Consider the following 18,514-nt stretch of genomic DNA (forward strand, 5'->3'; position numbering starts at 1 on the left):
ATGTCAAAAACCGTAAAAGGAACTCTGTATACAGTAGTGGCAGGGATTGCTTGGGGCTTGTCTGGAACCAGTGGCCAATACCTGATGGCACACGGGATTTCTGCTCTAGTCTTGACTAATCTGCGGCTTATCATTGCAGGTTTGGCACTGGTAGTCTTATCCTATATGACTGCAAAGGATAGACTCTATGCTTTTTTAAAAGACAGAAAAAGCCTTTTATCTCTGTTGTTGTTTGCCTTGTTTGGACTTTTCTTAAACCAGTTTGCCTATCTTTCTGCCATTCAGGAAACCAATGCTGGCACGGCGACAGTTCTCCAGTATGTATGCCCCGTTGGGATCTTGGTTTATACTTGTATCAAGGACAAGGTGGCGCCTACTCTGGCTGAGATTATTTCAATTGGTTTAGCAATTGGAGGAACGTTTCTTATCGCGACGCATGGGGAACTTGACCAGTTGTCTGTCACAGCTGCTGGACTTTTCTGGGGCCTCTTTTCTGCCCTAACCTATGCCCTCTATATTATCCTTCCCATCGCTTTGATTAAGAAGTGGGGCAGTATTTTGGTGATTGGTGTTGGGATGGTTATTTCTGGTGTAGTGGCTATTCCTTTCACAGGAGTTTTACAGGCCAGCATACCGACTAGCTTAGATTTTCTCTTTGCATTTGCTGGGATTATCATTATCGGAACGGTCTTTGCCTATACAGCTTTTCTAAAAGGAGCTAGTCTGATAGGCCCTGTTAAGTCTAGTTTGCTAGCCTCGATTGAACCCATTTCAGCTGTTTTCTTTGCCTTTCTGATTATGAAGGAACAGTTTTATGCGATTGATTTTGTCGGTATGGCCATGATTTTACTAGCCGTGACCATTATTTCATTGAAAGATTTACTACTGGAAATAAAGAGTAAGTAAAAAAATCCACTCAATCGAGTGGATTTTGTGTGTATAGATGATTAGTCTTTATTTTCGTGTGGCAAAATCAAGTTTAAGATAATTCCTGTCATAGCTGATAGAGCAGTACCTGAAAGTGTAACGGGGCCAAGTTTGAGGATGGCCCCACCAAGTCCAAGTACCAACATGGCACTTGCGATGATGAGGTTACGCATTTGACTGAAGTCAACGCGCTCTTTAATCAAAACTTTTAGACCGTTGCTGGCGATAACTCCGTAGAGAAGGATGGACATACCACCAAGCACAGCATTTGGAATGGTTGAAATCAAGGCAGTGAATTTACCTAGGAAGCTAAGAGCAATGGCGATAAAGGCCGCGTTACGGATAACAGAGACAGAAGCGATACGAGTCATCCCGATAACTCCTGTATTTTCTCCGTAAGTCGTATTAGCTGGTCCACCGAGGAAGGCGGATACAGATGTCGCGATACCGTCACCGAGAAGAGTACGGTGAAGTCCTGGTTCTTTCAGGAATTGACGGCCACAGATTTGGCTCAAAACTGTGTGGTCTCCGATGTGTTCTGAAATTGTTACAATAGCGATTGGCAAGATGGCGATGGTTTCAGGACCGAAGTACAAGTTGTACTCTTTAAAGGCACCACCCGTATTAAATGGCAAGTAGAAACCAGGGATTTCAAACCAGTTGGCTTGAAGAACAGGAGTGAAGTCAACTAATCCAAGAACTAGGGCAAATAGGTATCCACCGATGATGGCAAAGAGGAAAGGAATGATACGGAGGAAACCTTTTCCTTTTGTATTGATAAAGGCTGCAATCAAGAACGTAACAACGGCTACAAGGGCATTTTTCCAGTTTCCATCTGCTACAAGTCCAGCATTCGTTACAGCTGAACCAGCAAGTCCAAGACCGATAACGATAATCATAGGTCCGATAATAATTGGTGGCAAGAGTTTGTCAATCCATTTCGTACCTGCAAAACGAACACTTGCTGCTACAAGGACATAGACCAAACCAGTCAGGATAACTCCAGTTTGAGCGGCAGATACGTCGCCCCCCATTTCTTTCATGGCTAGAGACATAGCCGTGATAAAGGCAAATGAAGAACCTAGATAAACTGGAACCTTAAAGCCAGTAGAAATCATGTAGATAAGTGTTCCAATACCAGATGCGAAGAGAGCCACCGATACGGGCATTCCCAAAATTAAGGGAACGAGAATGGTTGCACCAAACATGGCAAATACGTGCTGGAAGCTGAGAAGAATACCTTTACCAGCAGAAGGACGTTGATCAACGTCTAGTAACAAGTCAACAGTTGATTCCTGTTTCATAAAAACCTCACTTTTGGGCACCAAAAAAGAGCCCATTATTTTGCAGCAATAGGCCCTCAGAGTAAGACTTTTTAAAAAATAGCTATCTTTTAAAAATTTATATAAATCTGCGCCTTCGTCACCTCACAGGATGACATTAAAAACCTTTGCTTGTGATAGTATAGCAGAAAAAAATGATTTTGTAAATCATTTTTTCCCGAGCCCGGAAATGCGAGAGCGAGGTTCGTTTTGTAAACGAATTTTTCCCGAGCCTAGAAATACGAGAGCGAGGTATGATTTTGTAAATTGTTTTCTGAACTTTAAACAAGGGCTCACCATTGTTTAAAGTGGGCGTTTGTTGGGCATGCCAGCCTTTCTTGGGTACTTGTTAGGTGTTTCCTTTTTCTTTTCGACGACAGTGATGTAGCGCGGATCTCCATTTGGCAGGGCATAGCTGAGGTTGTTCTCTACCTTGCTAAAGAGGAGGTTGAGGGCGTTCTTGGCTTCTAGCAATTCCTCGGGCGCATTGCTGGCCTTGAGTGCCAATAGTTTTCCACCGACTTTAAGATAGGGAATGGTCAGTTCAGACAAAACCTGCATACGAGCAACAGCACGAGCCGTTACAAAATCATATTGAGCACGGAAGTTCTTGTCTTGGGCAAAGTCTTCTGCACGACCATGGTAGAAGTGAACTCCGTCCAAGTTCAGCTCCTGAGCCAAGAGTTGGAGGAAGTTGATGCGCTTATTTAGCGAATCAATGATGGTCACATCTAACTGAGGATAGAGGATTTTCATAGGAAGACTAGGAAATCCTGCTCCAGCGCCGATATCAAGAAGTTTGATAGTTTCATTTGAAATCAAACCTTGTAGGATAGGTGCAATCGAATCATAAAAGTGTTTAAGGTAGACTTCTTCTTTGTCAGTGATAGCGGTCAGGTTAATCTTTTCATTCCACTCGACCAAGAGTTCAAAATACCGTTCAAATTGTTCTTTTTGCTGGTCTGAAAGTGGAAGGTTTTGCTTCGCTAGCAAGTCGTAAAATGTTTCTGGTTTCATAGTTATTTCCTTCTCTAGTATCATCTTATTTTACCATATTCGTTAAAATTTTGATATACTGGTATTAATCTAAAAGAAGAAAGGAATAAGATTATGACTTGGATTATTCTTGGAGTTTTGGCTCTGATTGTTATTTTTGTGATTGTTAGCTATAACGGTTTGGTGAAAAATCGTATGCAAACCAAGGAGGCTTGGAGCCAGATCGATGTTCAGTTGAAGCGTCGTAATGATCTGCTCCCAAACTTGATTGAAACGGTCAAAGGCTATGCCAAATATGAAGGCTCTACCTTGGAAAAAGTGACAGAACTTCGTAGACAAGTAGCCGCAGCAACGTCACCAGCTGAAGCAATGAAGGCCAGTGATGCCCTTACCCGCCAGATTTCCGGTATCTTTGCAGTAGCAGAGAATTACCCAGACTTGAAGGCTAGTGCTAACTTTATCAAATTACAAGAAGAGCTGACCAATACAGAAAATAAAATTTCTTATTCACGTCAACTCTACAATAGTGTTGTCAGCAACTACAATGTAAAACTAGAAAGCTTCCCAAGTAATATTATCGCTGGACTATTTGGCTTTAAAGCTGCAGATTTTCTTCAAACACCTGAAGAGGAAAAGGCAGTTCCTAAAGTTGACTTTAGCGGTTTAGGTGACTAAGATGTTGTTTGATCAAATTGCGAGCAATAAACGAAAAACCTGGATTTTGTTGCTGGTTTTCTTCCTACTCTTGGCCTTGGTTGGTTATGCCGTTGGCTATCTCTTTATGAGATCAGGTCTTGGGGGGATGATCATAGCCCTAATCATTGGTCTTGTCTATGCCTTAACCATGATCTTTCAATCAACAGAGATTGTCATGTCTATGAATGGGGCGCGTGAGGTTGATGAGCAAACGGCACCAGACCTCTACCATGTAGTGGAAGATATGGCCATGGTCGCTCAGATCCCTATGCCACGTGTTTTCATCATTGAGGATTCTTCCTTAAATGCCTTTGCGACAGGTTCCAACCCGCAGAATGCGGCAGTTGCGGCCACTTCGGGTCTCCTAGCTATCATGAATCGCGAAGAACTAGAAGCTGTTATGGGACATGAGGTCAGTCATATTCGTAACTACGATATCCGCATTTCGACCATTGCTGTTGCTCTTGCTAGTGCTATTACCCTGCTATCTAGTATGGCTGGTCGTATGATGTGGTGGGGTGGTGCTGGTCGCAGACGGAGCGATAATGATCGTGACGGAAATGGTCTAGAGATTATCATGCTTGTCATCTCTCTCCTAGCCATTGTTCTGGCACCCTTAGCAGCATCCTTGGTGCAATTAGCCATTTCCCGTCAGAGGGAATTTCTGGCGGATGCATCCAGTGTGGAGCTGACCCGCAATCCTCAAGGGATGATCAATGCACTGCGCAAGTTAGACAATAGCGAGCCAATGCACCACCATGTCGATGATGCCAGCAGCGCTCTTTATATCAATGATCCCAAGAAAGGTGGCGGACTTCAAAAACTCTTTTATACCCACCCACCTATCTCAGAACGAATCGAACGCTTGAAACACATGTAAAAAAATCCAGAGATGATCTCTGGATTTTTGCTATGTTCAACATTTATAAATCGTCTAAATTAACTACCTCCAAACCATGTTCTGTCAAACGATAGATGGCCCTACAGACCTCTTTTAGAAAACGTCTGTCATGAGAAACAGTGATCAGACCGCCGGGATAAGATGCAAAGAGTTTTCTGATTTCGGGTTGGGAAGTTGGAGAAAAGTTTCGTGTAGGCTCATCCAGAAGGAGAAAGTTTGGTTTGCGCAACACTAAATCCAAAAGTAGGAGTTTACCTTGTTGCCCGCCAGATAGGGAGCGGATTTGGTGGTGCATCTCTGGATAGCTGAAATTGAGACTGGCTAGGTGAGATTGGATTTTCTGTAGTTCTTCTTTTTGTCCAGTGTGGCTGAGGTAGGCTACTGGAGATAAATCCAATTGCAGTTTTTTGTGGTAATCTTGTGGCATATAACCAAGGGAAATCTCTCTTTTGGCGCTGAGTAGTTGTTGCAACTTGGCTAACAGAGTTGATTTTCCAGCACCATTTGGCCCGATGATACCGATTTTATCTTGGCCACGGACCGTTAGTCGTAACTCCTGAGCTAAAATGCGCTGGCCAATGGACAAACTTTCTTTTTCCAGTTGGATTAAGACTTTAGAAGCCGGTAATGGTTGGATGTCTGAGAAGAAAAGTTGGATTTGTTCCTCTTCAAGTGGCATTTGTGTCATGGACTGAGCTTCCTTTTCAAAGCGTTTTTCTTGAGAGAGAACAGTTTTCATCTTTTTAGCCAATAGGCGACCGGCAGTACTGTCTTTGGTAGCTCGAAGTGCAGTTTCTACATTTTGCTTGACGCGGCGTTGTTTTTCCATGGTTTTGTCATAGGCTCTCTGGTCGTTAGCAGCTTGCTGGCTTTGTCTTGCAAAATTAGCCTTTCTCTGCTCACTATAGCGATCATAGTCTAAATGCTCGACTAGCGTTTCCGCTTCTTTCCGATGCTTGACCAGTCGCAAGTGGACAATAGTATCTGCCGTTTGAGAAAGAAAGTCTTCATCATGGGAAATGAAAATAACAGTTTGCCTAATCTTTCGAATCTGCCTTTTTAGCCAATCAACCGTCTCAAGGTCAAGGTCATTTGAAGGTTCATCTAAAAAAAGAATCTCAAAAGGTTTTGCTAACTCGTGAATGAGCTGAATTTTCAAAGCTTCTCCCCCTGATAGGCTGCCAATTTCTTGGTCGCTAGCAAAACGGTCGCTATCAAAGTGCAACTCCTCCGCCAAACGATAAAGAATGCTGTAGTCTAATTCAGTAGAATCCAAAAAGAAGTAGTCGTGTAGAGTCCTATTTTTCAGGATTTCAGGGAGTTTTTGAGGAATGTAGGCCAGTGATTGAAGATCAGATTGGATGTCTCCCTTGATAGTGAAATCAGTCAATTTTTCCCCCATTAAAGCTCGTAGCAAGGTTGATTTGCCATTTCCTTCTTCGCCAATAATAGCAACCTTTTCCCCGTCTTGGATAGTCATGCTTAAGTCAGATACAAGATCTCGTAGATCTTTGTTTTGAGTGATGGATAGATGATTGATTTTTATCATATTGTTGCCCTTTCTAGAATGTCGATAGTGCATAACAAAAAGCTCTACTTTATCTAGTAGAGCTCAAAGTCACTGTCAAAACTCTATTTTCCTCGTTAAAAAGCTCGTCAAACTAGCTTGGAGCTGCCTACCCCAACCCAAAAGGAGCAGACGGTTAGCTTTCTAGTTTTTTGATTTTCAATGGGGACAAGATACTAGAAAATCTAGTATAAAAAGAGCACACAAAAAGAGACAAAAACAAGATCTACTAAATAAAGGTTCTTTATTTGATAGACTTAGTTGTTCATGTCTCCCTTACCTCCGAGTATTAGTACCTCTATCCTATACTTTTGAGGAAATTTTGTCAATAGAAAACAGGAAATTCTAGTTTTTATACTCAATGAAAATCAAAGAGCAAACTAGGAAGCGACCCAAAGACTGCTCAAAGCACAGCTTTGAGGTTGCAGATAGAGCTGACGAAGTCAGTAACCCATACTAACGGCAAGGCGAAGCTGACGTGGTTTGAAGAGATTTTCGAAAAGTATCAGAATCCGAAAACAGGTCCATAGAGAGTCAGTACGTGTTTGACATGTTCGTAGTGGAACTTGTCATAGTTGCGCCAAGCAGCACGAGCTTGATCATTCAGTTTTAGGCTACCCAGTCCAATCAGTAGACTGGTACGTTGGTAAAATTTCTCAAGGTCGATTAAGATACTGTTGTCAATCTTTTCCGCTTTTTTTAGTTTCTTAAGAGTGGTGTTCAGCAGTTCTTGTAGACGAAAATCATCGGCTGTACCTTGTTTGCAATTTTGGAAACTTTGATTTAACTCGGAAAGTAGTTGGTAAGCTTCAGTGATGAGTGCTTTGTCTTCCATATGAGCATCCTCCTTGCTCTGATGTATTCTTGCCTATAGTATAGCACTAATCAGAAAATATGCCATAGTAAATATGTTAAAAAATGAAATTTTAATATCAAAGTTTGGGAGGCTGACTTATAGCCTTTTCATGGTATAATCAAGTGAGTACATCTTTATGGAGGAAATATGAAGTTACATATTCAAGAAATTAGTAAGCAGCCTGAAGGTCTACACTTTGAACAAGCTTTAGACCTGGCAGCAGACTTGCGTAAACGAAATCAAGAAATTTTAGATGTCAAAGATATCCTTGCTGTTGGGAAGGTGCAGTACGAAGACCGTCTGTATTTCTTAGACTATCAGTTGTCATATACCATTGTTCTTGCTTCAAGTCGTAGTATGGAGCCAGTTGAGTTAGATGAATCTTATCCAGTCACAGAAGTTTTCATGGAAGGAGAGACCAACCAACTGGACCAGGAAGTTCTAGACGATGACTTAGTCTTGCCTATCGAAAATGGGGAAATTGACCTTGCTGAGAGCGTAGCAGATAATATTCTGCTCAATATTCCTATCAAAGTCTTGACGGCAGAAGAAGAGGCGGGCCAAGGTTTTGTGTCAGGAAATGACTGGCAAATCATGACTGAGGAAGAATACCAAGCCCAACAAGCAGTCAAGAAAGAAGAAAACAGTCCATTTGCTGGCTTGCAAGGACTATTTAATGGAGACGAGTAGATGGTTTTATCCAAGAAACGTGCCCGTCATGTCATAGAGGAAATAATTGCCCTCTTTCCAGATGCTAAACCTAGTCTTGATTTTCGCAATCATTTTGAACTCTTGGTTGCGGTGATGTTGTCAGCTCAGACGACAGATGTAGCGGTAAACAAGGCCACGCCAGGTCTCTTTGCTGCCTTTCCGACACCACAAGCCATGTCTGTCGCAACAGAGAGTGAAATTGCTTCACACATTTCTCGCCTGGGACTGTATCGAAATAAGGCTAAATTTCTTAAAAAATGTGCCCAACAGTTACTAGATGATTTTGATGGTCAAGTGCCTCAGACACGAGAGGAATTAGAAAGTCTAGCGGGTGTTGGTCGTAAAACAGCAAATGTCGTCATGAGTGTGGGGTTTGGGATTCCTGCTTTTGCAGTGGATACTCATGTGGAGCGTATCTGTAAGCATCACGATATCGTAAAAAAATCGGCTACGCCACTTGAAGTAGAGAAACGTGTTATGGATGTCTTGCCACCAGAAGAGTGGTTAGCAGCCCACCAGGCCATGATTTACTTTGGACGAGCTATCTGCCATCCCAAAAATCCAGAATGTGACCACTATCCCCAGTTATATGATTTTAGCAATGTTTAAGCGGACTCTGAAAAAGTTTTTACTTGATTTTAAGGGTGCTTTGTGCTATATTAAGTGATAACTAAATAATCCTTTAAACCTGTCCCGTGAGGCAGGCAAGGAGCGCGATAAAGTAGAAGGGTGAAGTCTATACTGTATACAGTAGGGCTCGCTTGGCTATACATTTCAAGTCTCCTTGTAGAAGGAGACTTTTCTTTTTGGAGGTTTGTCATGAAGACAAAAGAAGTTGTAGACGAATTGACTGTCAAACGAGCGATTACGCGAATTACTTATGAGATTATTGAGCGCAATAAAGATTTGAATAAGATTATCCTAGCAGGGATAAAAACGCGTGGTGTTTTCATCGCTCATCGTATCAAAGAACGCTTGGAGCAGTTGGAAAACATCACTGTACCTGTTGTGGAACTGGACACCAAACCTTTCCGTGACGATGTTAAAAGCGGAGAAGATACTTCTTTGATTTCTGTTGATGTGACAGACCGTGAAGTTATCTTGGTTGATGATGTACTCTATACAGGTCGTACCATCCGTGCTGCTATCGATAATATTGTTGGTCATGGTCGCCCTGCGCGCGTGAGTCTTGCGGTGCTAGTCGATCGTGGACATAGAGAATTGCCTATCCGTCCAGATTACGTTGGGAAAAATATCCCAACCAGTCGTTCTGAAGAAATCATCGTAGAGATGACAGAACTTGATGGCCAAGACAGAGTTCTGATTACTGAAGAAGCTTAGAAAGCTGAAGGAGTAGCTATGTCAGAAAATCAACAAGCATTGAACCATGTGGTGTCCATGGAAGACCTCACTGTCGATCAAGTGATGAAATTGATTAAGCGAGGAATTGAGTTTAAAAATGGAGCCCAGCTTCCTTATGAAGACCATCCGATTGTTTCAAATCTTTTCTTTGAGGATTCTACACGGACACATAAGTCATTTGAAGTGGCAGAGATTAAGCTAGGGCTGGAGCGACTTGACTTTGATGTGAAGACCAGTTCGGTCAATAAGGGTGAGACATTGTATGATACCATCTTGACCCTATCTGCTCTAGGAGTGGATGTCTGTGTGATTCGCCACCCAGATGTCGACTATTACAGAGAGTTGATTGCGAGTCCGACGATTACGACTTCCATCATCAATGGTGGAGACGGCTCGGGACAACATCCTAGTCAGAGCCTGCTTGATTTGATGACCATTTATGAGGAATTTGGTCACTTTGAGGGTCTCAAGGTTGCTATTGCAGGCGACTTGGATCATTCACGTGTTGCCAAATCCAATATGCAGATTTTGAAACGCTTGGGAGCTGAACTGTATTTTGCAGGACCTGAGGAATGGAGAAGTCAAGAGTTTGCGGACTATGGACAGTTTGTAACTATTGATGAGATTGTTGATCAGGTGGATGTTTTGATGTTACTCCGAGTTCAACATGAACGCCATGAAAGCGGAGCGGTCTTTTCAAAAGAAGACTACCATGCTCAACACGGTTTGAACCAAGAACGCTATAATCGTTTGAAAGAAAAAGCAATCATTATGCATCCGGCTCCAGTTAATCGGGATGTGGAAATTGCTGACCACTTGGTTGAAGCACCAAAATCACGCATTGTCCAACAAATGACCAACGGTGTCTTTGTTCGAATGGCAATCTTAGAATCCGTATTGGCGAGTAGAAACGCCAACTAAAACACAAGACGTTAAAAGACGCCAGTGAGCGTCCACGAGAGGTGAAAATATGACAAAAAGACTTCTAGTATTAGAAGATGGCACAGTTTTTGAAGGAAAGGCCTTCGGAGCAGACATTGATGTAACAGGTGAGATCGTCTTTAACACAGGGATGACCGGCTACCAAGAATCCATTACAGACCAGTCTTATAATGGACAAATCTTGACTTTCACTTATCCTTTGGTGGGAAATTATGGAATAAATCGTGATGATTATGAATCCATCATTCCAACTTGTAAGGGAGTTGTCGTTTTCGAAGAGGCGCGTCGAGCTAGCAACTGGCGCAACCAAATGACCTTGGACGAATTCTTGAAAGCTAAGAAAATTCCGGGTATTTCAGGGATTGATACGCGTGCACTTACCAAGATTATCCGTAAGCATGGTACCATGCGTGCAACCTTGACTCATGTTGGGGACAGTATGGACCATGTGACGGACCAGCTCCAAGCAACAGTCTTGCCGACAGACAATATTAAGCAGGTTTCTACTAAAACTTCCTATCCAGCTCCTGGAGTTGGTTTGAGTGTGGTCTTAGTAGACTTTGGTCTCAAGCACTCAATCTTACGTGAACTTTCTAAGCGTAACTGTAACGTGACGGTTGTTCCGTATTCAACAACGGCAGAAGAAATTCTCCACCTCAATCCTGATGGAGTTATGTTGTCAAATGGTCCAGGTAACCCAGAAGACGTTCCAGAAGCACTGGACATGATTCGTGGTGTGCAAGGGAAAATTCCAATTTTCGGAATTTGTATGGGACACCAACTCTTTGCCATGGCAAACGGGGCTAAGACTTATAAGATGAAGTTTGGTCACCGTGGATTTAACCACGCGGTACGTGAGATTGCAACAGGACGTGTAGACTTTACCAGCCAAAACCATGGTTATGCAGTCAGCCGTGAGGACTTGCCAGAGCATTTGATCATTACCCACGAAGAAATCAATGACAAGTCAGTTGAAGGTGTACGTCACAGATACCAACCAGGTTTTTCTGTACAATTCCACCCAGACGCAGCTCCTGGTCCACACGATGCAAGCTACCTATTTGACGAGTTTATCGAGATGATGGAAGCTTTTAAACAAGCAAACTAAAAACGAGTAAAAACTCGTTGGAGAATTTATGTAACTGAACACGGACGGAAAGCTCGGAATTTAGAGAAACCAACTTGGATTGTCAATCCTTCCTTGGTTTCCTAAAATTCAATCGCTTTCTATTCGTCCTTTGTATCTTATTTAATGGCAACCTGAGAGTTGCCGAATAGAAAGGCAGGTCGTTTCTTTTAGTCGCTATTGGGCGAACTAAAAACTCCCTGCACTAGATTTTTTATCGAAAAATATCGTTTCTCTAAAAAATCGTCGGAGAATTTATTTAATGTCGCTCTGTGAGGCGACGAATAGAAAGGAGAAGGGTGGTCCGTATTTGCTGAACTGAATACGGGCTACGGACGGTGCTAAAAAGATAGTTATTCCTAGAACTGAGAGTTCTTCGTCATAACTCCTATTTTAGCTTTGTCCGCTTGACGCCCTTAATATCTTATAAATGCCTAAACGTACTGATATTCAAAAAATTATGGTGATTGGTTCTGGTCCGATTATTATTGGTCAGGCTGCTGAGTTTGACTACGCGGGGACCCAGGCCTGCTTGTCGTTGAAAGAGGAAGGTTATGAGGTTGTCTTGGTGAACTCAAACCCTGCTACCATCATGACAGATAAGGAGATTGCGGACAAGGTCTACATCGAACCGATCACACTGGAGTTTGTGACACGTATTCTCCGTAAGGAACGTCCAGATGCCTTGCTTCCAACTCTTGGTGGTCAAACAGGGCTCAATATGGCTATGGAATTGTCTAAAAATGGTATTTTAGATGAGCTTGGAGTAGAGCTTTTAGGTACTAAATTGTCTGCCATCGACCAAGCAGAGGACCGTGACCTCTTTAAACAATTGATGGAAGAGCTTGAGCAGCCGATTCCTGAATCTGAAATTGTTAACACAGTGGAAGAAGCTGTTGCTTTTGCTGCGTCAATTGGTTACCCTGTTATCGTTCGTCCAGCCTTTACCCTAGGTGGTACTGGTGGTGGTATGTGTGCCAACGAGGAAGAATTGCGTGAAATCGCTGAAAATGGGTTAAAACTGTCACCTGTTACCCAATGTTTGATTGAACGTTCAATCGCTGGTTTCAAGGAAATCGAATACGAGGTTATGCGCGATTCAGCTGACAATGCCCTCGTTGTTTGTAACATGGAAAACTTTGACCCAGTGGGGATTCACACAGGGGATTCTATCGTATTTGCTCCTGCGCAAACCATGTCAGACTATGAAAACCAAATGCTTCGTGACGCGAGCTTGAGCATTATCCGCGCCCTCAAGATTGAAGGTGGATGTAACGTTCAGCTAGCCCTTGATCCACATAGCTTTAAGTACTATGTTATCGAAGTAAACCCTCGTGTATCGCGTTCGTCAGCGCTTGCTTCTAAGGCAACTGGTTATCCGATTGCCAAATTGGCAGCTAAGATTGCGGTTGGTTTGACCTTGGATGAGGTCATCAACCCAGTCACTGGTTCCACCTATGCTATGTTTGAACCAGCCCTTGACTACGTCGTTGCTAAGATTCCACGTTTCCCATTTGACAAGTTTGAAAAAGGTGAGCGTCGTCTTGGAACTCAGATGAAAGCGACTGGGGAAGTCATGGCTATCGGTCGTAACATCGAGGAGTCACTTCTCAAGGCATGTCGTTCACTTGAAATTGGCGTTCACCACAATGAAATGCCGGAGCTTGCTTCTGTTTCGGATGATGCCTTGATTGAAAAAGTTGTCAAGGCCCAAGATGATCGTCTCTTCTACGTATCAGAGGCTATTCGCCGTGGTTACACACCAGAAGAAATTGCTGAATTGACAAAGATTGATATCTTTTACCTTGATAAACTCTTGCACATCTTTGAAATTGAGCAAGAGTTAGGTGCCCATCCACAAGATCTAGAAGTCTTGAAAACTGCCAAACTCAATGGATTTTCAGACCGTAAGATTGCGGAACTTTGGGAAACGACAGCTGACCAAGTTCGCCAACTACGTTTGGAAAACAAGATTGTTCCAGTCTATAAGATGGTCGATACCTGTGCGGCAGAATTTGACTCTGAAACACCATACTTCTATTCAACCTATGGCTGGGAAAATGAATCTATCAAGTCTGATAAGGAATCCGTCCTAGTTCTAGGTTCAGGTCCAATCCGTATTGGTCAAGGGGTTGAGTTTGACTACGCAACCGTTCACTCTGTTAAGGCAATCCAGGCAGCTGGTTATGAGGCCATCATCATGAACTCAAACCCAGAGACCGTTTCTACGGACTTCTCTGTGTCTGATAAGCTCTACTTTGAACCATTAACTTTTGAAGATGTGATGAATGTCATTGATTTGGAGCAACCAAAAGGCGTTATTGTTCAGTTTGGTGGTCAAACAGCCATCAACCTTGCGGAGCCATTGGCCAAAGCAGGAGTGACCATTCTTGGTACACAAGTTGCTGACCTAGACCGGGCGGAAGACCGCGACCTCTTTGAGCAAGCCCTCAAAGACTTGGATATTCCACAACCACCAGGACAAACGGCAACAAATGAAGAAGAAGCGGTGCTTGCAGCTCGCAAGATTGGTTTCCCAGTCCTCGTTCGCCCATCTTATGTCTTGGGGGGACGTGCTATGGAAATTGTAGAAAACGAAGAAGATCTTCGTTCTTACATGCGTACAGCCGTTAAAGCAAGTCCAGACCACCCAGTTCTTGTTGACTCTTACATTGTTGGACAAGAGTGTGAAGTCGATGCCATTTCAGATGGAGAAAATGTTCTCATCCCTGGTATCATGGAACATATCGAACGTGCTGGTGTCCACTCAGGTGACTCAATGGCCGTTTACCCACCACAAACCTTGTCGCAAAAGGTTCAGGAAACCATCGCAGACTATACTAAACGCCTAGCAATCGGCCTTAACTGTCTTGGTATGATGAATATTCAGTTTGTCATCAAGGATGAAAAAGTCTACGTTATTGAGGTCAATCCACGTGCCAGCCGTACGGTTCCGTTCCTTTCTAAGGTAACCAATATCCCTATGGCTCAGGTAGCGACTAAGCTGATTCTTGGGCAAAGTCTTGAAGAACTTGGCTACCAAGATGGACTTTATCCTGAAAGTACTCGCGTTCATATCAAGGCTCCAGTCTTCTCCTTTACCAAACTAGCTAAGGTAGACAGCTTGCTCGGCCCTGAAATGAAGTCAACAGGTGAAGTCATGGGTTCTGATACGACTTTGGAAAAAGCTCTCTATAAAGCTTTTGAAGCTTCTTACTTACACTTGCCAACCTTTGGGAATGTGGTCTTCACCATCGCTGATGATGCCAAAGATGAAGCCTTGGACTTGGCTCGCCGTTTCCAAAATATCGGCTACGGTATCCTCGCGACAGAAGGGACAGCAGCCTTCTTTGCCAGTCATGGACTCGAAGCCCAACCTGTTGGTAAGATTGGTGACGATGAACAGGATATCCCAAGCTATGTCCGTAAAGGAAAAGTCCAAGCGATCATCAATACTGTCGGAACCAAACGAACTGCTGACGAAGATGGTGAGCAAATCCGTCGTTCAGCCATTGAACACGGTGTGCCACTTTTTACAGCCTTAGATACAGCTAATGCCATGCTTAGAGTGCTTGAAAGCCGTAGTTTTGTCACAGAAGCGATCTAGTTGAGAAATATTTTTCACAGTTTTAAAGCCAGCGTCAAAAAACGCTGGCTTTTACAATACTGATATTGCCTATTTCAATTATCATTTCTTTTATTAGGAATCATTCTAAAATGTGATATAATAAGGATGAATTGGAAATAGGTAAACTATTTTCATCATTCTTTCAAAAAATATTCTATTAAGAAATATGTAAAGACAGATTAGAAAGTGGGAAATCCCTATGTCCTCTTATGAAAAAGTCTCTCTTTCTGAGATCAATCAATCTATTGAGACTCCAAATAACAATCATTTTTGGCAAAATCTAAAAGCATTTTTAGGACCTGGTGCACTTGTGGCAGTTGGCTACATGGATCCAGGAAACTGGATCACCAGCGTGGTTGGTGGCGCCTCCTACAAGTACAGCCTTTTATTTGTTATTTTAATTTCATCCATCATTGCTATGCAGTTACAACAGATGGCTGGAAAGCTCGGTATCGTGACTAGGATGGACCTAGCGCAGGCAACGGCTCATCATGCTCCCAAGTGGCTTCGCTATAGTTTATGGGTGATTTTAGAATTAGCTTTAATGGCGACAGATTTGGCTGAAGTTTTAGGTTCAGCAATTGCCTTAAATCTTTTGTTTAAAATACCGATTATGATTGCTATCCTTCTAACCGTTTTAGATGTATTTTTGTTACTTTTATTGATGAAATTTGGTTTCAAAAAAATTGAAGCCATTGTTACGACTCTTATTTTAACCATATTAGCCATCTTTGCCTATCTTGTGGCCTTATCCAATCCAAGTATCCAGGGGATTATTGGTGGTTATTTACCAACTTCAACTTTATTTGAAACACCGTTACCAGGTCATGAAAGTCAATTGACCTTGGCTCTAGGGATTGTAGGTGCGACAGTCATGCCCCATAATCTCTATCTCCATTCCTCTCTATCCCAAACAAGGAAAATCAATCACAAAGATAAGAAGGATGTTCGAAAAGCAGTACGCTTTATGACCTGGGATTCAAATCTTCAGTTGTCCCTAGCCTTTATTGTCAATTCCTTGCTTCTCATTTTAGGTGCCTCCCTCTTTTTTGGTCATGCATCTGAAATTTCAGCTTTCTCCCAAATGTACAATGCTTTACAGGATTCGACGATAGCAGGAGCAATAGCCAGCTCAACCTTGTCAACTTTATTTGCTCTAGCCCTCTTAGCAAGTGGTCAAAATTCGACCATTACAGGCACTTTGACAGGACAGATTGTCATGGAAGGTTTCTTACATCTAAGATTACCTCAGTGGATTATCCGTATCGGTACACGTATTTTTGCCTTGATCCCTGTGATTATAGTCGCCGTCTTGTTTGGACATCAAGAAAAAACCTTGGATCAGTTATTGGTCTATTCACAGGTCTTTCTGTCAACCGCTCTTCCGTTTTCAATCTTTCCCTTAATCTATCTGACCTCTAAGAAGTCACTGATGGGAGAATTCACTAATGCCAAGTGGAACACAATCCTAGGTTACGCAGTTTCAATCATCTTGACCATTCTCAATATCAAGCTTCTTTTCGATATTTTTTAAACTTGTTCAAATTAGTTCTCGGCACTAGCAGCTTGAAGCTTGATATTGAGATAATAGTAGTGGTTGGTTCATAAAAATAAGTACAAAAAAAGAACAGTTGAAACTGTTCTTTTTATGATTATTTGAGACCGTATTTTTTGTTGAAACGATCCACACGTCCATCTGCTTGAGTGAACTTTTGACGTCCAGTGTAGAATGGGTGTGAGTCTGATGAAATTTCCACACGGATCAATGGGTAAGTTTCGCCTTCGAACTCAACAGTTTCGTTAGAGCGTTTTGTTGAACCGCTAAGGAATTTGTAACCAGTAGTTGTGTCCATGAAGACAACTGGGCGATATTCTGGATGGATATCTTTTTTCATTTTGCAATATTTCCTTTCTGCCATGGTCTCTTTGCGAGCCATAGATTGTTACCATACTAGTCTATCAGATTCTGAAAAGTTTGGCAAGTATTTTATCAGTATTTAAGCAAGTTTTTTAACTTTTGATAGATGATTTCGTTTTCTTCTAGACTATAGGAATTGGCGCCACTGGCTAATGGGTGTCCTCCTCCGTCGTGTTCTTTGGCAATTTCATTGATAGGGGTGATTTTACTACGCATTCGCACGCGGAAGTGGCCATCAGCTTGCTCAACAAAGATAGCCCAAGCCTTAACAGTATCAATTCGGCCAGGTGTTCCGACAATCGCAGCCGTTTCAGCATCCGTAACCTTATATTCTTTCAGGATTTCTTGAGTAAGCAGAACGCGTGCGGCTCCATTCTCATCGACTTCTAAGTGATCATAAACATACCCTTGCAATTTTGCAATCTTGAAGCTCACGGTATCCATTTGACGAGACAATCCAGCAAAGTCAAAATCAATTTCTCGGAGCTGGCTAGCTATTCTAAAGGTACGGGCACTAGTTGACGGGTAGAGAAAACGCCCTGTGTCCCCGACAATTCCTGCATAGAGAAGTCGTGCCGCTTCACTAGACAAAGCCAGCTGATTTTCTTGAGCAAATAGGGCAATCATTTCACTAGCACTACTTGAACTTGTATCCACCCAGGATAGGTCACCATAGATATCATCATTTGGATGATGATCGATTTTGATGGTAAAAGCAGCTTGTTCGTAGCGTTTGTCATCGATACGAGGGCGATTCGCTGTATCACAAATAATAGCAAGAGCTCCTTGGTAGACACTGTCTTGGACAGTATCCATTTCCGCCATCCAGGTTAGAGTGGGTTCGTTAAAACCGACCGCTTTGATAGTCTTTTCTGGGAAATGGTGTGTGAGAAGAGCTTTCAAGCCCACCTGACTCCCTAAGGCATCCGGATCTGGTTTCATATGACGGTGAATGATAATGGTATCGTATTCTTTGATTTTCTCTAATATTTGCTGGTAAATTTCCATAAATAACCTCAATTCTTTCTCATTTCATTGTAGCATAAGAATTTTTATTTTTAAAATGAAAAAGATATGATATAATGGAGAAAGATAAATTGAGGAGGACGATATGGCATTAGCAAAAATTGTATTTGCCAGTATGACCGGTAATACCGAAGAAATTGCAGATATTGTAGCAGATAAATTGCGTGACTTGGGCTTGGATGTCGATGTGGATGAATGTACGACTGTTGACGCTTCAGACTTCTTGGAGGCGGACATCGCAATCGTTGCGACTTACACTTACGGGGATGGAGAATTGCCCGATGAGATGATGGACTTCTACGAAGACCTAGCTGATCTCAACTTGAATGGCAAAATTTACGGAGTGGTCGGTTCAGGAGATACCTTCTACGACGAATTCTGTAAGGCTGTCGATGACTTTGATCGCGTTTTTGTAGCAACAGGAGCAGAAAAAGGTTCAGAGTGTGTTAAAGTAGACCTCTCTGCCGAAGAAGAAGACATCGAACGTTTGGAACAATTCGCAGAAGAATTGGCTGCAAAAGTAGGATAAGAATCAA

General features: G+C 42.5%; 17 protein-coding genes. 11 read left to right on the forward strand and 6 right to left on the reverse strand.

The window, feature by feature from the left end; translation table 11 throughout:
• Complete coding sequence (locus PG086_RS03490; protein ID WP_213988417.1) at positions 1–906, forward strand: DMT family transporter; 906 nt, start codon at positions 1–3, stop codon at positions 904–906.
• A gap of 41 nt (positions 907–947) precedes the next feature.
• Here PG086_RS03490 and PG086_RS03495 read toward each other — a convergent pair whose 3' ends face one another.
• Together PG086_RS03495 and rsmG are read right to left on the reverse strand one after the other, a co-directional pair.
• Positions 948–2,231 carry a uracil-xanthine permease family protein gene (locus tag PG086_RS03495; RefSeq protein WP_270747843.1) on the reverse strand — a complete coding sequence of 428 codons (1,284 nt, stop codon included), beginning with the start codon at positions 2,229–2,231 and terminating at the stop codon, positions 948–950.
• A 321-nt stretch (positions 2,232–2,552) separates the two neighbouring features.
• Positions 2,553–3,266, reverse strand: a complete 714-nt coding sequence (gene rsmG / locus PG086_RS03500; protein ID WP_045616915.1) for a 16S rRNA (guanine(527)-N(7))-methyltransferase RsmG — start codon at positions 3,264–3,266, stop codon at positions 2,553–2,555.
• Between the two features lie 93 nt (positions 3,267–3,359).
• On the opposite strand from rsmG, the gene PG086_RS03505 reads away from it, so the two are divergent.
• Positions 3,360–3,920 carry a LemA family protein gene (locus PG086_RS03505; protein WP_000219838.1) on the forward strand — a complete coding sequence of 187 codons (561 nt, stop codon included), beginning with the start codon at positions 3,360–3,362 and terminating at the stop codon, positions 3,918–3,920.
• Position 3,921: 1 nt separating this feature from the next.
• Entirely contained in the window at positions 3,922–4,821 is a 900-nt protein-coding gene (gene htpX, locus PG086_RS03510) for a zinc metalloprotease HtpX (RefSeq protein ID WP_084939061.1), read from the forward strand.
• A gap of 43 nt (positions 4,822–4,864) precedes the next feature.
• On the opposite strand, the gene PG086_RS03515 is transcribed toward htpX, so the two are convergent.
• Together PG086_RS03515 and PG086_RS03520 are read right to left on the reverse strand one after the other, a co-directional pair.
• Positions 4,865–6,424 (reverse strand): ATP-binding cassette domain-containing protein, encoded by a 1,560-nt coding sequence (locus PG086_RS03515; protein ID WP_270747844.1) that lies wholly within the window; start codon positions 6,422–6,424, stop codon positions 4,865–4,867.
• Between the two features lie 490 nt (positions 6,425–6,914).
• Positions 6,915–7,244 (reverse strand): hypothetical protein, encoded by a 330-nt coding sequence (locus tag PG086_RS03520; protein WP_007521509.1) that lies wholly within the window; start codon positions 7,242–7,244, stop codon positions 6,915–6,917.
• A 168-nt stretch (positions 7,245–7,412) separates the two neighbouring features.
• Here PG086_RS03520 and PG086_RS03525 point away from each other — a divergent pair, with 168 nt between their 5' ends.
• From PG086_RS03525 to PG086_RS03555, 7 genes are all read left to right on the forward strand, one after another.
• On the forward strand, positions 7,413–7,955 hold the full coding sequence (locus tag PG086_RS03525) for a YceD family protein (protein WP_007521511.1): 543 nt from the start codon (positions 7,413–7,415) through the stop codon (positions 7,953–7,955).
• Positions 7,956–8,585, forward strand: a complete 630-nt coding sequence (gene nth / locus PG086_RS03530; RefSeq protein ID WP_270747845.1) for an endonuclease III — start codon at positions 7,956–7,958, stop codon at positions 8,583–8,585.
• Between the two features lie 210 nt (positions 8,586–8,795).
• On the forward strand, positions 8,796–9,317 hold the full coding sequence (gene pyrR, locus PG086_RS03535; RefSeq protein ID WP_000850018.1) for a bifunctional pyr operon transcriptional regulator/uracil phosphoribosyltransferase PyrR: 522 nt from the start codon (positions 8,796–8,798) through the stop codon (positions 9,315–9,317).
• A gap of 18 nt (positions 9,318–9,335) precedes the next feature.
• Positions 9,336–10,259: an aspartate carbamoyltransferase catalytic subunit gene (locus PG086_RS03540; protein ID WP_270747846.1), complete on the forward strand. Its 924-nt coding sequence runs from the start codon at positions 9,336–9,338 to the stop codon at positions 10,257–10,259.
• A 49-nt stretch (positions 10,260–10,308) separates the two neighbouring features.
• Positions 10,309–11,388, forward strand: a complete 1,080-nt coding sequence (locus PG086_RS03545) for a carbamoyl phosphate synthase small subunit (RefSeq protein WP_000166847.1) — start codon at positions 10,309–10,311, stop codon at positions 11,386–11,388.
• A gap of 448 nt (positions 11,389–11,836) precedes the next feature.
• A complete protein-coding gene (gene carB / locus PG086_RS03550) occupies positions 11,837–15,013 on the forward strand; it encodes a carbamoyl-phosphate synthase large subunit (RefSeq protein WP_270747847.1) in 3,177 nt (1,058 codons plus the stop codon).
• Positions 15,014–15,233: 220 nt separating this feature from the next.
• A complete protein-coding gene (locus PG086_RS03555) occupies positions 15,234–16,568 on the forward strand; it encodes an Nramp family divalent metal transporter (RefSeq protein ID WP_270747848.1) in 1,335 nt (444 codons plus the stop codon).
• Between the two features lie 118 nt (positions 16,569–16,686).
• Here PG086_RS03555 and PG086_RS03560 read toward each other — a convergent pair whose 3' ends face one another.
• Positions 16,687–16,929: a type B 50S ribosomal protein L31 gene (locus tag PG086_RS03560; RefSeq protein WP_000710762.1), complete on the reverse strand. Its 243-nt coding sequence runs from the start codon at positions 16,927–16,929 to the stop codon at positions 16,687–16,689.
• Between the two features lie 95 nt (positions 16,930–17,024).
• Positions 17,025–17,960, reverse strand: a complete 936-nt coding sequence (locus tag PG086_RS03565; protein ID WP_270747849.1) for a DHH family phosphoesterase — start codon at positions 17,958–17,960, stop codon at positions 17,025–17,027.
• 103 nt (positions 17,961–18,063) lie between these two features.
• On the opposite strand from PG086_RS03565, the gene PG086_RS03570 reads away from it, so the two are divergent.
• Positions 18,064–18,507 carry a flavodoxin gene (locus PG086_RS03570; protein ID WP_001162125.1) on the forward strand — a complete coding sequence of 148 codons (444 nt, stop codon included), beginning with the start codon at positions 18,064–18,066 and terminating at the stop codon, positions 18,505–18,507.
• Positions 18,508–18,514: the final 7 nt, after the last annotated feature.

It is taken from the genome of Streptococcus halitosis (genome assembly GCF_027691175.1).
Classification (GTDB): Bacteria; Bacillota; Bacilli; order Lactobacillales; family Streptococcaceae; genus Streptococcus; species Streptococcus halitosis_A.